This is a genomic window from Polaromonas sp. UC242_47 (genome assembly GCF_044452385.1).
Lineage (GTDB): Bacteria > Pseudomonadota > Gammaproteobacteria > Burkholderiales > Burkholderiaceae_C > Polaromonas.
Map to the genome: position 1 here is coordinate 2,985,758 of NZ_JBIOAO010000001.1, position 13,018 is coordinate 2,998,775.

Consider the following 13,018-nt stretch of genomic DNA (forward strand, 5'->3'; position numbering starts at 1 on the left):
GCCAGCCGCTCAGAGCTTCACGCGGGCCGTGAGGTAAACGGTGCGCGGCGCACCCAGCAACCAGCGTGTGTTGGCCGTGCCTGCGGCGTTGGCGCTGCCTGAAATCGCGTAGTCCTTGTCGCTGAGGTTGCTGACCGACAAGGCCAGGTTCAGGTTGCGCGAGACCTCGTAACGCAGCAAGGCATCCACCGTGGTGTAGGCCGGCAGGGTCAACGTGTTGGCCGTGTTGGCTGCGCGTACGCCTACATATTGCAGACCCACACCGGCCTGCCACTTCGGCGCAAAACGGTAACTGGTCCAGAGGTTGGCGGTGCGCTCCGGCACATTGACAGGTGTGTTGCCGTTGCGCGAGACCAGCGCCGCACCCACCAGCTCATTGAAGTTGTCATAACGCGCACGCAGCATCGCCAGGTTGGCGTCCACACTCCAGCCGCGCACCGGCTCCATCGCCAGCGCCAGTTCCACACCGGTGGACGACTGCTGGCCGACCTGCTGCGTGAGCAGCGGGTTGAGGGCGTCACGCGACAGGATGTTGCGTTTTTCGATGCGGTACACCGAGGCCGTCCATTCGCCGCGCACCGAAGGCAAGTCGCCTTTGGCACCGAACTCGATCTGTTTCCCCTTGGTCAGGTCATGCGTCAGGTTGGCCGGCAAACTCAGCGAGCCACTGAGCGGGTCGGTGCCGGTCGCATACTGGCCATACAGCGACAGCTCTGTGCTGGCACGCCAGACCGCGCCCAGGCGACCGGTCAACGGCGAATAACGCTTGCTGCCCGCCACCCGGGTGCGCAGGTCGGTGGAGTCCAGGGTCATGTGATCCTGGCGCAAGCCGGCCACCAGCTTCCATTGCTGCGTCAGGTCCAGCACGTTTTCGGCAAAAAATGCGGTGCTGTCGAGATTGCTCTGGCGCCCCGGCACGGTGGCCACCGTGCTGATGAAGTTGCCGGGCAGCACATTGAATGGATTCACCGTGCTGCTGGCCGTATTTCCGTTGTTGTTGCTATGCAGGAAATCCACCCGCGACACATCAAAGCCAGCCACAAAACGGTTTTTCATACCGGCCAGCGTGCCGTCGAAGGTGGCGTCAAAACGGTTGCCGGTCTGTCGCAGGTCATGCTGGATTTCCAGGTAGTCGCCGCGTGTGACACGGCCAGTGGCCGGCACATAGGTATAACTTTCCGTGTTGCGCCAATGCCGGTCGCTGCTGAGCACATACGTTTCATTGCGCAGCTTGATGCTGTCGCTGGCCTGGAACTCGACCTTGGCACGCAGCCACTGGTCGTCGTACTTGACCAGCGCGTCCTGCACATTGAAGCTGGTGCGGCGCAGGCGATCGTCGAGCTGGCCGTTGATCAGCGGCGTGCCCTGGTAGGTCGCGTCGTTGTTGCGCGCGCCGTCGGCAGACAAGGTGATCTTCAGCGCACTGTTGGGCTGGATCAGCAAGGCCAGCGAATAGTTCTGGCGCGAATAGGCGTTGTCCTCGCGAAAGCCATTGCTTTTTTCGCCACTGACATAGGCCGAATAAGCCAGTGAGTCGTTGATAGGCCCGCGTGAACCCACGCCGCTCATCACCGTGCCGTGAGAGCCCAGGGAGAAAAAGGCCTCGTGTTCGCGGCGGTCACGCAAGGGCTGTTTGGTGATGTAGTTGACCGCCGCGCCTATGCTGCCGTCGCCATACAAGACCGAAGCCGGGCCACGCAAGGCTTCTATCGCTTCGTAAGGCCAGGTCGAAAACGGAAAGGTCACGGTGCCGGAACCCACCACCAGGCGTGTACCGTCAATCATTTGCGCCACCGAGTTGTGGCCGGAAAAACCCCGCGCCGTGAGGCCGGTGCCACCGTTGCCGGCCGAAGCGCTGTCGGTGAAGCCCGGCAGACGTTTGACGGCATCCTGCACACGGGTGATGTTGCGCTCTTCCAGATCGGCCGCGCTGATGCTGCTGATGCTGGCGGGCGTGTCGCGTGGCGTCAAGCCCAGGCGTGAGCCGGTGGCGCTGGGCACATCCAGGCCCAGGCTGCTGTTGGGCGCCAGGCCGGTGTCGGTGACATGCACCATGGGCAAGTCAGCGCTTTGCGCGGGAGTGTGCAGACTCAGGATCAGCGCGCTGGTGGCAATGCAGATGACAGACGGATTCATTCCATTCCTTTTCTGAAAGGCAAGTTGTTTCAATTCGCCAAGGTGGCTGGTCCGCACGGCTGCACCCATGCGGACGGGCTGCTCAGCTTTTCCCGGGTAAAGCCGGCGTCATGGACTGGCCCCAGCAGTTTTCAAAAATCAGATCGTCCAGCGCACAACGCTGGGCCCAGCGTTCCTGCTGCAACATGGGCGCTTCGTAAAAGCCGCTCACCGGCCCGAGACACAAGACGGCGATCGGTTCGGCACCGGCCGGCATTTGCAACAAGGCCGCCACGGCCGCCGGCTCAAACAGCGACACCCAGCCCATGCCCAGACCTTCGGCGCGGGCCGCCAGCCAGAGGTTCTGGATCGCGCAGGCGGCGGAGGCCAGATCCATCTGCGGCATGGTGCGGCGGCCAAACACATGTTTCTCGCGCCCGTCGGCCAGGGCCACAACCCAGACTTCCGCCGCGCTGAGCAGGCCCTCGACCTTGAGCCGCATGAATTGGTCTTCACGCTGACCCAGCGCACGTGCGGTCAGGACCCGCTCGGCCTCGACCAGGGCATGCAACTGCTGGCGCAAGGCCGGCTGCGCGATACGCACAAACCGCCAGGGCTGCATGAAACCGACACTGGGCGCGTGGTGCGCCGCCTGCAGCAGGCGCTGCATCACCTCGGGCGCCACCTCGCCGCCGGAAAAATGCCGCATGTCGCGGCGTTCGAAAATCGCGCGGTACACCGCGGCAATGTCGGACGCGGAAAAGGCGTGGCCAGAAGGTGAATCGCTCATATCCACCGTACTTAGAAGGTGTGAAGAAATCGCAGCGAGCGCGCCGAGGTCGCATCGAGGACAGCAGCCGTACACACGTACGGCGAGGACCGCAGGTGCGAGATCGGTGGGCGTAGTAGATTTATTCGCATCTTCTAATCTTCGATGCCGCGCTGTGCTGGTATGCCTGCGTTGAACGCGTGTTTGACTTTTGTCATCTCCGTGACCGTGTCGGCCAGTTCGATGATCTCGGGCGGGCAACGCCGGCCGGTGATCACCACATGCACGTCTTTCGGCCTGTCCTTCAAGGTCTGCAACACATCGTCCAGCGGCATCCAGCCGTAAATCAGCGGGTAAGTCAGTTCGTCCAGCACCACCATGAAGTTCTCGCCGCTCAGGATCGCCGCCTTGGCCTTTTCCCAACCGTTGCGGGCCAACTGGGCCGAATGTTCCAGGTCCTGGCTTTTCCAGCTGAAACCATCGCCCAGGCCTTCGATAGGGATGCCGAGTTGCTCGAACATGCGGTGTTCGCCAAAACGCGCTGTCGGCACTTTCATGAACTGGAATATTTTCACGGCCTTGCCGTGCACATGGTGGCGGCCCTGGGCGCGCAGGGCCAGGCCGAAGGCGGCGGTGCTTTTGCCCTTGCCGTCACCAGTGTTGACGATGACCAGGCCGCGGCGTTCCCCTTCGGGTTTGTCGTAAGGTTTGACGGTCGGTGGGGTTTCGATTTGCATAAGGCGTCTTTCGGAAAGCTATCTCTATATTTTTGGCAAGGCCAGCCACTGGCCGGCCAGTTGGTGCACGGCGACACGCTGGTCAAACACCTCTTCGAGGGCGCGGTGGGTGGTGCTGTCGCTGCAAGCGCCCTGGTGAGTCACGCGGCCTGCGGCCATCACCACCAGCTCGTCGGCCTGCAACGCAAAAGAAATTTCGTGCAGGACGCTGACCACGGTTTTGCCGCTGGAGACCAGCTCGCGCGCCATGCGCAGCCAGTCGGCCTGGTGCGGCGGGTCGAGGTTGGCCAGCGGTTCATCCATCAGCAAGACCTGGGCCTCGACCGCCAACGCGCGCGCCAGCAACACGCGCTGGCGCTCGCCGCCCGAAAGCTGGCCCAACGCCCGGTCACGCCAGTCCCAGGCCTGGGTCGCGCGCAAAGCCCGTTCCACCGCGGCATGGTCGTAGTCACTGGGCGGCGCCAGCCAGGGCTGGTGCGGCAAACGGCCCAACATGGCCACATCGTAGGCGGTCAGGTCGTCGGCCGAACTTTCGTTCTGGCCCAGCCAGGACAACTGCTGCGCGCGCTCGCGGGCACGCAGGCTGTGAAGCGACTGCCCGAGCAAGGCCACCTCGCCGCTGTGCGGCAACAAACCGGCCAGCACCTTGAGCAAGGTGGATTTGCCGGCACCGTTGGGGCCAACAACACTGGTCCAGCGCGCCAGCGGCAGCTGGAGCGAAATGCCGTGTAAAACCTCAACATTTCCTAGCCTGGCCCTTATCCCACGGGCGTCAATAGCTATCGAATGCGTAGCAAGTGGAGAAGTTGGTGACATCACAGCCCTGCCCCCCGCCCGGTCTGGCGGTGCATCAGCCACAACAGATAACTGCCGCCCAGCACGGCGGTCAACACCCCCACAGGCAATTCCTGCGGCGCAATCAGCCAGCGCGCCAGGATGTCGGCGGCCACCAGCAAGACCGCGCCCATCAGGCTGGACAACACAATCAGCCGGCCGTGGGTGGTCTTGACCACCGAACGCACCAGGTGCGGCGCGGCCAGGCCGACAAATGCGATCAGCCCGGTTTGCGCCACGGCCGTGCCGGTGCTCAGGGCCAACACCGCCACCAGCGCGGCCCGCATTTGCGGCAGGCGCAGGCCCAGGCTTTGTGCCGTGGCTTCGCCCAGGGCCAGACCGTCCAGCACATGGCTCATCATCCAGGCCGCGATCACGCTGGCGAGAAACACCGCAGCCATCACCGCGCAGGCAGTCCAGCCGACAAAGGCCGTGCTGCCCAACATGAAGGACTGCATGGCCTGCATGATGTCGGGCGTCAGCAGCAGGATCAGCGAACTGAGCGCGCCCAGCACCACACCGACAATCACGCCGGCCAGCAACAGGCGCAAGGTGTGCTGCACGCCTTTGGCCAGCAGCAGGGTCAACAACACGGCCAACACGGCACCGATAAACGCCGCACCGGTGAGGCCTATACGTGCCAGCCAATGGGTCGCCAGCGGCGACACGCCAAACAGCGCCATGGCCAGGGCCACGCCCAGCGAGGCGCCTGAGGCACTGCCCAGCAGATAAGGGTCGGCCAGCGGGTTGCGAAACAGGCCTTGCGCCACCGCGCCGGCCAGCCCCAGCAAGGCGCCGGCCAGCCAGGCACCGGCGGTGCGCGGCAGGCGAATCTCCCAAATAATTTGTTGCGCTTGGGGATCACGGCCCATGTTCAGCACACTTTCAAAACCGGTGCTGCCCACACTGATGCCCAGCAACAGCAGCAACACACTGGCGATCAGCAAACCGGCCGCCAGTACAAAGGCCTTGCTCTGTTGATGGCTGAAGTGAAGACTCATCGCGCTTTGTCTTCCAGGCACTTGGCCATGAGGCGCGCGGCCTCGGCCATGCGCGGGCCGGGCCGCACCACCACGTCGGACTCGTCCACGCCGAAGACACAAATACGCTGCTCTTTCACCGCCTTGATGCTGGACCAACCCGGGTAGGCAACCAGGGCCTGCATGCTGCGGTTGCCCACCATGATCACGTCCGGGTTGGCGCGCACCACAAACTCGGGGTTAAGGCGGGGAAAAGGCCCTAACGAAGCCGGCACCACGTTTTTGACACCCAGGCGTGCCAGGGTTTCGCCGATAAACGACGACTCGCCCGCCGCATACGGCCCGCGGCTGACTTCAAAATAAACACGCACATTGCGCGCTTTCGGCGACAGCGACTGGGCCGCGGCCGAGACACTGCTGTCGATGATGCGCCACAGGCGTGTCGCGCCCACGTCTTCCGGCACGTCCAGCAACACGCCCAGCACCGAGAGCACACGCCGCACGTCGGCATGGCTTTTGGGCTCCAGCGCCACCACCTTGATGCCCAGCGACTCCAGGCGCTGGCTGGCGCGTGAAGACACCGCCAGCAACACCACGTCAGGCTTGAGCGCCACAATGCCTTCGATGTTTGGGTCCAGCCCGCCGCCCATCACCGGCAAACGCCGCACGCTGGCCGGGTAGTTGGAATAACGGTCCACCCCCACGATGCGCTGGCATTGCTCCAGCGCGCAAACACCTTCGGTCAGCGACGGCAGCAGGCTGACAATACGCTGCGGACTTTGCGCAAAGGTGACGCTTACGCCGCGGTCGTCCGTCACCTGCAGGGCGCGGGCCGGCCCCAACAAGGTGACACACAAGAACAGGAACAAGGCCGTGCTGCGTTTCATGGCTGGCCTTTCAAGGTCAAAGGCAAACCGGCGGCCATGAAGGTGACCCGCGCACAGGCCTGCGCCACAGCCTGGTTCAGCCGGCCCAACGCATCCACAAAGTCCCGGGTCTCACGGCCCATGGGAATCACGCCGAGCCCGATCTCGTTGCCGACCAGCACCAGCGGCCCGGGGCAAGCTTCAATCGCTTCCAAAAGCATAGCTGCTTGCGCTTGTGGGTACTGGGCTGGAGCCTGATTTGACTCTGAACTTTCGGCCGGCATGAGCCAATTGGTCAGCCACAAGGTCAGGCAGTCGACGACGATCAAGGTGTCGCTGCGGCTGTGTTGGCGGATCGCTTGCGCCAGCTGTAGCGGCTCCTCGACCGTGGCCATGCCCGGCACCCGTTCGGCGCGGTCCTGCTGGTGACGCAGAATACGCGCGCGCATCTCCTCGTCCCAGGGCTGGGCCGTGGCAATCAGCACGGCCCGGTGCTGCGGCGATTGCATCAACCAGCCCTGCGCCAGTGTTTCGGCACGGCGCGACTTGCCGCTTCTCTGACCACCCAGGATCAGTTCGCTGCGGGCAACTTCAGCCATAGTGTTTATTCCAGTCCATGATGATGCGGTGGATTTGTTCGACGCCGTCCGTCAGTGCGGCCGGGCCGGGTTGCAAAATTTCGGCGGACTTGATTTCAAACAGCTGGTCGTTTTGGACGGCGTTGACGTTGTCCCAGCCGGCTCTGGCCCGCACATGGTCGGGCCTGAATTTGCGGCCGCACCAGGAGCCGAAAATGATGTCGGGGTTGCGCCTGACGATCTCGCCGCCGTCGGCGATGATGCGGTCCTTGCCCATGGCCTGGCAGGCCAACTCGGGGAAACAGTCGTCGCCACCGGCAATACCGATGACTTCGGACACCCAGGCTATGGCGCTGATGTGCGGGTCGTACCACTCTTCAAAAAACACACGCGGCCGGCGTTTGAGGCTTGCGGCCGCTTGCTCGATTTCCAGCAGGCGCTGCTGCATGCCCTGCATCAGCGCCAGGCCACGCGCCTCCTGGCCGACCATGGCGGCAAGCTGGTACAGCATCGAAAAGATCTCAGCCACGCTGCGCTGGTTGAAGATGGTGACCTGGATGCCTTTTTTGACCAGCTGCGACGCAATGTCGGCCTGCAGGTCGGAAAAACCAATCACGCAGTCCGGCCGCAGCTCCACAATCTTGTCGATCTTGGCGCTCAAAAAAGCGCTGACCTTGGGTTTTTCCTCACGCGCACGTGGCGGGCGCACGGTGTAACCCGAGATGCCCACAATGCGCCTCTCCTCGCCCAGTAAATACAACCACTCGGTGGGCTCTTCGGTCAGGCAGACGATGCGTTGCGGGCCATACCCCGCTATGCCCTGGGCGGCAGCCAGGCTGCGCCAGTCTTTGAGGGATTCAGTCATGGCCATCTTTCAGGAAAAGCTGCGCGGCAGCCGCCGGATTCGATGCAAACCAGGCGTGGAAATAGCTGGCCTGTACCGCGCCGCTTGGCCCCGCCACATACAAGGCCTCCCCCTCGCCGCGTAATTTGCGGCCGGGCGCCGCCTGGGTGCGTGCGGCCACCGGCAGCGGCGTGAGACAGGTGGAGTAATGAAAAGCATGGCCGCGCAAAGTCCCGCCGTCCACCTCAAGCTGCTGCGGCCCCAGCGCCGCCAGGCGTTTTTGCAGGGTCACGCTGCCGGGCAAGACCCCCCACATCGGGTGGCTGACGCCATCCACGGTGCTGAGTTGTTCAAACAAAGCCATCATGCCGCCACACTCGGCCCAGACCGGTTTGCCGGCCGACACATGGGCTCGGATACTGCTGGCCATGGCGCTGTTGGCCGCCAGTGTCTCGGCGTGTAATTCCGGATAACCGCCCGGCAGCCAGAGTGCGTCGCAGGTGGGTACGGCGGCGTCCGCCAGCGGCGAGAAAAACACCAGTTCCGCCCCTAGCGCACGCAAACAATCCAGATTGGCGGCGTATAAAAAACAAAAGGCCGCGTCGCGCGCCACGGCAATGGTCTGGCCCTGCAACAAAGGCGCGGTCGCCCCCGCCGTATCAGCCGGCGGCTCGAAAGTCACCGCCCAGGCTTGTAATTCGGCCAGCCCCATCTGTCCCAGTTTGGTGCCGGCCAGCGCATCGGCGGCGGCATCCAGCCGGCCCATGGCATCGTCGATTTCATCGGACATCACCAGGCCCAGGTGACGCTCTGGCAGGCTGAACGCCGCGCTGCGCATCAAGGCGCCCAGCCATTGCGCCGGGTCACGCAAACCTTCCTCCAGCATGAGCGCATGGCCGTCGGAAGCAACCCGGTTTGCCAGCACACCGGCAAAACGCAGGCCTTCGCGGTAATGCTGCAGGCCCCAGGCCAATGCGCCAAAGGTGCCGGCCATGGCGCCGGCGTCTATGACCGCCAGCACCGGCAGGCCAAAACGCTGCGCCAGGTCAGCCGCGCTGGGCTGGCCGTCGAACAGGCCCATGACGCCTTCAACAATGAGCAGGTCGGCCTCCTGCGCGGCAGCGTGCAAACGCTGCGCGCAGTCGGCCTCGCCAGTCATCCACAAGTCCAGCTGGTAGACCGGTGCGCCGCTGGCCAGACTGAGCCAGTAGGGGTCCAAAAAATCCGGACCACACTTGAACACTCGCACGCGACTGCCCTGGCGTGCGTGCAGACGCGCCAGGGCACAGGCGACCGTGGTTTTACCCTGGCCGGAGGCCGGGGCGGCGATCAGGACAACGGGACAGCGGGTAGCAGACAAGGCGCGCTCCTTTATTTTGGCTGATACCGCAGGGTCACATAAACCGCACGACCAGGCTGGTTGTAGCCCAGTATGGTTTCGTACTGCTTGTTGGTCAGGTTGTTGAGTTTGGCCTGCAACTTCCAGTCCTTGTTCAGCTTGTAATCAGCATACAGGTCTGCCGTGGTGTAGCCGTCCAGCGGCTGGCGATTGGCGGCATCGTTAAAGCTGCCGCCGGCGCTCAGCACCGAGCCGCCAAAAAGCCAGGCGCCCGTGCCATAGTCGGCCCCCAGTCGGAGCTGGTTGGCGCTGCGACGTGGCAGGCGTTTCCCGGTGAGTTCATCGCGCGGGTTCAGTGTGTCCGCCGAGGCCCTGAGCGTCAGGGCGCCGAATGAGCCGTCATAGGCCAGCGTGTAACCGTCGATCCGCGCCTGCGGCACATTGACGGGCGCCAGCGGGTTGGCAATGAAACCGCGAATCTTGTTGTCAAACCGAAGCAGCTTTACGGTGTGGCCGGCCTCGCTCCAGGTGATCCCGATGTCCGTGTTCGCGCCGCGTTCGGGTTGCAGCAAGGGGTTGCCCTTGAACGAGGAACTCTGGAAATAAAGCTGATTGAAGGTAGGCGCCACAAAGCTGGTGCCGTGTGAAACATTCACCCGCCAGGCCGGCGTCAGACTGAAGCCATACCCGACGAAGCCGGTGCTGTTGTTACCGAACTGCGAATTGCTGTCATTGCGAAAATTGGCCTGCCAGCTGTGCCGGCCCTGGCTGCCGTTGAGCCCGAGAAAATACGATGACAGCGTGCGCTGGGTGACGGAGTAAACGGTCGTGCTGTCCACCTTCTGCGTCAACTGCTCCACGCCAACCAGGGCCACGCCGATGGGCGTGTCGATATCGTTCTGCCAAGTGATCTGATCCTGGGTTGTTTTGAACAGGCTGGGAAACAAGGTGGGCGCGGCCACAATGGCCCGGTTGGAGTCCACGCTTTGGCTGTAGCGCAGCTGTGTTTTCCAGCCCGGCAGCACGCGGCCCTCCACCCCGGCCCGGGTCGTCGTCGTGAGTCCCGCATAACGGGTGTCGCGGCCAGGGCCATCGTCCGTATGGCTCACGCTGTCTGAATAGAGCAGGCCCGCGTCCACCTTCCACGCGTCGTTGATCTGCAAGGCCACCGAAGCGTTCACCGAGTTTTGGTCCAAGCCATCGTTGTCCGGGTTGTAATTGGCGCCCACCCGGGGGTTGGTGGCGGAGAAACCGCCATCGTGCGTTTTCTGCACGCCCAGCGCGTAGCTGACGGCGCCCGAGCCGCCTGTAAACCCCGCCGCGAGCTGCTGGTAGCTGTTGCTGCCCAAGGTTCCCGAGGCATAGGGACGGAAACCCTGTGCGCCCTTGCGCAGGAATATCTGCACGACACCGCCCACGGCGTCACTGCCGTAGAGGGCGGATGCCGGCCCCTTGAGAATTTCAATGCGCTCAATCATGTCCGCCGGAATGTTGTCCCAGTTCGGCGTGCCCGATGTCGCCGAGCCGTAGCGCACACCGTCAATCAGCAAGATGGTATGGCGCGCCTCGGTGCCACGGATATTGATGCTGCTGTTTTTCCCCAGGCCGCCGTTGGAGGAGAACTGGACACCGGGAACACGCGCCAGAATTTCAGGCAGCGTCCTTCCCGCCATTTTTTCAAGCGCATCCCGGTTCACCACCACCACATCGCTGACAAGCTCATCGGCGCGGGTAGGCGTACGCGTCGCGGACACCACCGTCTCGCCCAGCTGAGGGGTCGTGTCGGATTGTGAAAAAACCGGAAAAGCAGCGGCCAGGGCCAAGGGAAGTGCGGCAAGGCGCACACAAAAAACACCAGATTTCATGATGGAAGCAATCAACAAAATGCCCTCACCGGCTTCCCCGCCGGTACTTGAGCGTTACAAACGCTCGGCCCATTGAAAGACGTGCGCGTTCACCTTGTTGGCCGGTATCCGGGCTGACGGAACTGTCCTCATCGCCTTCCCAAACGTATGTTCAAACGTTCAGTGGCTGTGATGAGGGCTGAATGCGACCTGAAGTTGATTTCAGGGAAACATTCGTCCGTTTTACCGTTGCGGGGGCAGCGCAGGTTAAAAGTCGCGGCGCTTGCGCACTGGGTCTAACCCGGTCCGGATGGCCTTGACTTCCTCCTGCTTCCCGTTGAACTGCAGCGTGTGAACCACACCGCGAGCACCAACAGGCGAGATTCTACGCGCCAAAATCTGGCTAACCCTACAATCAGGCTGCCATGTCGAATCAAAACCAAATCGACCAGATTGCCGAACGCGTCGAGCGGCTCCTGGTGCGCTACGAGGAATTGCAGCGCACCAATACCCTGCTCAGCGAGCAGGTGCACGAGTTGACGCAGGAGCGCGACTCCCTGCGCTCACGCCTGAGCGCCGCCCGGGCCCGGGTTGACGCGCTGCTCGAGCGGCTGCCGGACTCATCCTCCACCCTGTCCCTCGGCTCGGTCAGCGTCAGAACATCCGCGAGATCAGACCAATGAAGCAGCTTGACGTCCAAATCATGGGGCAGAGTTATCTGCTCGGTTGCCCCGAAGGCGGCGATGTCCGCTTGCTGGACGCGGTGGAAAAAGTCGACGCGGCCATGTGCAAGATCCGCGACGCCGGAAAAATCAAGGCGCGTGACCGTATCGCGGTACTGGCCGCACTGAACCTGGCTTTCGAGTTGTCGGAACTCGAAGCCAATGCGCTGAAAGCCTCACGCGCCAGCCAAACCACGGCGGCGGAACCCGAGGCCGCCAGTTTTTCGGCGTCCACCGACGGTGCGGCCCAGCCGCAACTGGCGTCCTTGCTGCAACGCCTGGACAGCGCGCTGGGTGTGGACGGCCGCCTGCTGTAAAAGCAACAACGGGTGCCGGCAAAGCCAGCCGCAAGCGCCTACAATCATCTGGTCTGCAGTGCGCACTGGGCTTTATATTTCCTTGTACCAATGCTCTTTGAGCTCGGGCTTGGTAAATTGTCAGGCAGGCGTGATCGTCTCGCGTTAGACGAACCCGAAGCCTGACTGCCCTCGCCCACCTGAACCCTGGTTCAGGATGACGGTCCGGTGGCACTTGCAGACACCTTTTTTTGTTCTCTTTTCGGGCCCGGCCCGGCCCGCATGTTTCTCGAACCCCTGCTGATTCTCGAACTCCTGCTCTTGGGCAGCGCCACCGGTTTTCTCGCCGGCCTGTTAGGCATAGGCGGCGGCATGTTGATGGTGCCGTTCATGACCTTCATCCTCTCGGCCAAGGGGTTTCCGCCTGAATACACAGTGAAGATGGCCGTGGCCACCTCGCTGGCCACCATCTGCTTCACCTCCATGTCCTCGGTGCGTGCGCATCATCGGCGCGGCGCGGTGCTGTGGCCCATTGTTCGCGTGCTGGCACCCGGCATCCTGCTGGGCTCGCTGCTGGGTGCGCAACTGGCGGTGGCCCTGCCGGGCAAAGTCCTGAGCATCCTGTTCGCGATTTTTGTGGCATTTTCCGCCACGCAAATGTTCCTGAACCGCAAACCCAAACCCAGCCGCACCTTGCCCGGCCCCCTGGGCACTTTTGGCATGGGCGGCGTGATTGGCATGTTGTCTTCGCTGGTCGGTGCGGGTGGCGCTTTTGTCTCTGTGCCTTTCATGACCTGGTGCAACGTCAAAATCCACGATGCCGTGGGTACCTCGGCCGCGCTGGGTTTCCCGATCGCGCTGGCCGGCACCCTGGGCTACATCTGGGCCGGCCAGGGTTTGCCGCAAATGCCGCCCGGCGCCATCGGTTATCTTTACCTGCCTGGCCTGATCGTCATCTCGCTGGCCAGCATGTGCACCGCGCCTTTTGGCGCACGCACCGCCCACCGCATGGACATCCGGCCACTCCGAAAAGTATTTGCGCTGGTGCTGTACGCGCTGGCAGCCTACTTCCTGCTGCGCTAAAAACAAACACT

13 protein-coding genes, 1 other RNA gene and 1 riboswitch are annotated in these 13,018 nt (G+C 63.1%); of the genes, 4 read left to right on the forward strand and 10 right to left on the reverse strand.

What is annotated here, in order from left to right; all coding sequences use genetic code 11:
• Positions 1-9: 9 nt before the first annotated feature.
• The 10 genes from ACHMXK_RS14500 to ACHMXK_RS14545 all read right to left on the reverse strand — a co-directional run bounded on the left by ACHMXK_RS14500 (position 10) and on the right by ACHMXK_RS14545 (position 10,927).
• On the reverse strand, positions 10-2,136 hold the full coding sequence (locus tag ACHMXK_RS14500) for a TonB-dependent receptor (protein WP_397441255.1): 2,127 nt from the start codon (positions 2,134-2,136) through the stop codon (positions 10-12).
• An 82-nt stretch (positions 2,137-2,218) separates the two neighbouring features.
• Positions 2,219-2,905 (reverse strand): 5,6-dimethylbenzimidazole synthase, encoded by a 687-nt coding sequence (gene bluB, locus ACHMXK_RS14505; RefSeq protein WP_397441256.1) that lies wholly within the window; start codon positions 2,903-2,905, stop codon positions 2,219-2,221.
• A 134-nt stretch (positions 2,906-3,039) separates the two neighbouring features.
• Positions 3,040-3,621: a cob(I)yrinic acid a,c-diamide adenosyltransferase gene (cobO, locus tag ACHMXK_RS14510; protein ID WP_397441257.1), complete on the reverse strand. Its 582-nt coding sequence runs from the start codon at positions 3,619-3,621 to the stop codon at positions 3,040-3,042.
• A gap of 24 nt (positions 3,622-3,645) precedes the next feature.
• A complete protein-coding gene (locus ACHMXK_RS14515) occupies positions 3,646-4,437 on the reverse strand; it encodes an ABC transporter ATP-binding protein (protein WP_397441258.1) in 792 nt (263 codons plus the stop codon).
• Positions 4,437-5,456: a FecCD family ABC transporter permease gene (locus ACHMXK_RS14520; protein WP_397441259.1), complete on the reverse strand. Its 1,020-nt coding sequence runs from the start codon at positions 5,454-5,456 to the stop codon at positions 4,437-4,439. The genes ACHMXK_RS14515 and ACHMXK_RS14520 overlap by 1 nt, the downstream gene beginning before the upstream one ends.
• Positions 5,453-6,322 carry an ABC transporter substrate-binding protein gene (locus tag ACHMXK_RS14525; protein WP_397441260.1) on the reverse strand — a complete coding sequence of 290 codons (870 nt, stop codon included), beginning with the start codon at positions 6,320-6,322 and terminating at the stop codon, positions 5,453-5,455. Before ACHMXK_RS14525 ends, ACHMXK_RS14520 begins: the two co-directional genes overlap by 4 nt.
• Positions 6,319-6,900 (reverse strand): bifunctional adenosylcobinamide kinase/adenosylcobinamide-phosphate guanylyltransferase, encoded by a 582-nt coding sequence (gene cobU / locus ACHMXK_RS14530; RefSeq protein ID WP_397441261.1) that lies wholly within the window; start codon positions 6,898-6,900, stop codon positions 6,319-6,321. The genes ACHMXK_RS14525 and cobU overlap by 4 nt, the downstream gene beginning before the upstream one ends.
• Entirely contained in the window at positions 6,893-7,744 is an 852-nt protein-coding gene (locus ACHMXK_RS14535; RefSeq protein ID WP_397441262.1) for a cobalamin-binding protein, read from the reverse strand. The genes cobU and ACHMXK_RS14535 overlap by 8 nt, the downstream gene beginning before the upstream one ends.
• Positions 7,737-9,083, reverse strand: coding sequence for a cobyrinate a,c-diamide synthase (locus tag ACHMXK_RS14540; protein ID WP_397441263.1), 1,347 nt, complete (start codon positions 9,081-9,083; stop codon positions 7,737-7,739). The genes ACHMXK_RS14535 and ACHMXK_RS14540 overlap by 8 nt, the downstream gene beginning before the upstream one ends.
• Before the next feature lie 11 nt (positions 9,084-9,094).
• Positions 9,095-10,927: a TonB-dependent receptor domain-containing protein gene (locus ACHMXK_RS14545; protein ID WP_397441264.1), complete on the reverse strand. Its 1,833-nt coding sequence runs from the start codon at positions 10,925-10,927 to the stop codon at positions 9,095-9,097.
• Positions 10,928-11,008: 81 nt separating this feature from the next.
• A riboswitch (cobalamin riboswitch) is annotated at positions 11,009-11,296 on the reverse strand.
• Positions 11,297-11,331: 35 nt separating this feature from the next.
• Between ACHMXK_RS14545 and ACHMXK_RS14550 the strand changes: the two genes are divergently transcribed.
• The 4 genes from ACHMXK_RS14550 (at position 11,332) to ACHMXK_RS14565 (ending at position 13,007) form a co-directional block, all read left to right on the forward strand.
• Positions 11,332-11,589 carry a DUF904 domain-containing protein gene (locus ACHMXK_RS14550; RefSeq protein ID WP_397441265.1) on the forward strand — a complete coding sequence of 86 codons (258 nt, stop codon included), beginning with the start codon at positions 11,332-11,334 and terminating at the stop codon, positions 11,587-11,589.
• Entirely contained in the window at positions 11,586-11,945 is a 360-nt protein-coding gene (locus ACHMXK_RS14555; RefSeq protein WP_397441266.1) for a cell division protein ZapA, read from the forward strand. The genes ACHMXK_RS14550 and ACHMXK_RS14555 overlap by 4 nt, the downstream gene beginning before the upstream one ends.
• 47 nt (positions 11,946-11,992) lie before the next feature.
• A non-coding RNA gene (ssrS, locus tag ACHMXK_RS14560) (6S RNA) lies at positions 11,993-12,172 on the forward strand.
• Between the two features lie 34 nt (positions 12,173-12,206).
• Positions 12,207-13,007: a sulfite exporter TauE/SafE family protein gene (locus ACHMXK_RS14565; RefSeq protein WP_397441267.1), complete on the forward strand. Its 801-nt coding sequence runs from the start codon at positions 12,207-12,209 to the stop codon at positions 13,005-13,007.
• Positions 13,008-13,018 lie beyond the last annotated feature (11 nt).

Bases quoted from the DNA above. Each gene is read 5' to 3' on its own strand.
- ACHMXK_RS14520 (WP_397441259.1), bottom strand. From the start codon at position 5,456: ATGAGTCTTCACTTCAGCCATCAACAGAGCAAGGCCTTTGTACTGGCG.
- ACHMXK_RS14535 (WP_397441262.1), bottom strand. From the start codon at position 7,744: ATGACTGAATCCCTCAAAGACTGGCGCAGCCTGGCTGCCGCCCAGGGC.
- ACHMXK_RS14545 (WP_397441264.1), bottom strand. From the start codon at position 10,927: ATGAAATCTGGTGTTTTTTGTGTGCGCCTTGCCGCACTTCCCTTGGCC.
- ACHMXK_RS14515 (WP_397441258.1), bottom strand. From the start codon at position 4,437: ATGTCACCAACTTCTCCACTTGCTACGCATTCGATAGCTATTGACGCC.
- ACHMXK_RS14550 (WP_397441265.1), top strand. From the start codon at position 11,332: ATGTCGAATCAAAACCAAATCGACCAGATTGCCGAACGCGTCGAGCGG.
- bluB (WP_397441256.1), bottom strand. From the start codon at position 2,905: ATGAGCGATTCACCTTCTGGCCACGCCTTTTCCGCGTCCGACATTGCC.
- cobU (WP_397441261.1), bottom strand. From the start codon at position 6,900: ATGGCTGAAGTTGCCCGCAGCGAACTGATCCTGGGTGGTCAGAGAAGC.
- cobO (WP_397441257.1), bottom strand. From the start codon at position 3,621: ATGCAAATCGAAACCCCACCGACCGTCAAACCTTACGACAAACCCGAA.
- ACHMXK_RS14565 (WP_397441267.1), top strand. From the start codon at position 12,207: ATGTTTCTCGAACCCCTGCTGATTCTCGAACTCCTGCTCTTGGGCAGC.
- ACHMXK_RS14500 (WP_397441255.1), bottom strand. From the start codon at position 2,136: ATGAATCCGTCTGTCATCTGCATTGCCACCAGCGCGCTGATCCTGAGT.
- ACHMXK_RS14555 (WP_397441266.1), top strand. From the start codon at position 11,586: ATGAAGCAGCTTGACGTCCAAATCATGGGGCAGAGTTATCTGCTCGGT.
- ACHMXK_RS14525 (WP_397441260.1), bottom strand. From the start codon at position 6,322: ATGAAACGCAGCACGGCCTTGTTCCTGTTCTTGTGTGTCACCTTGTTG.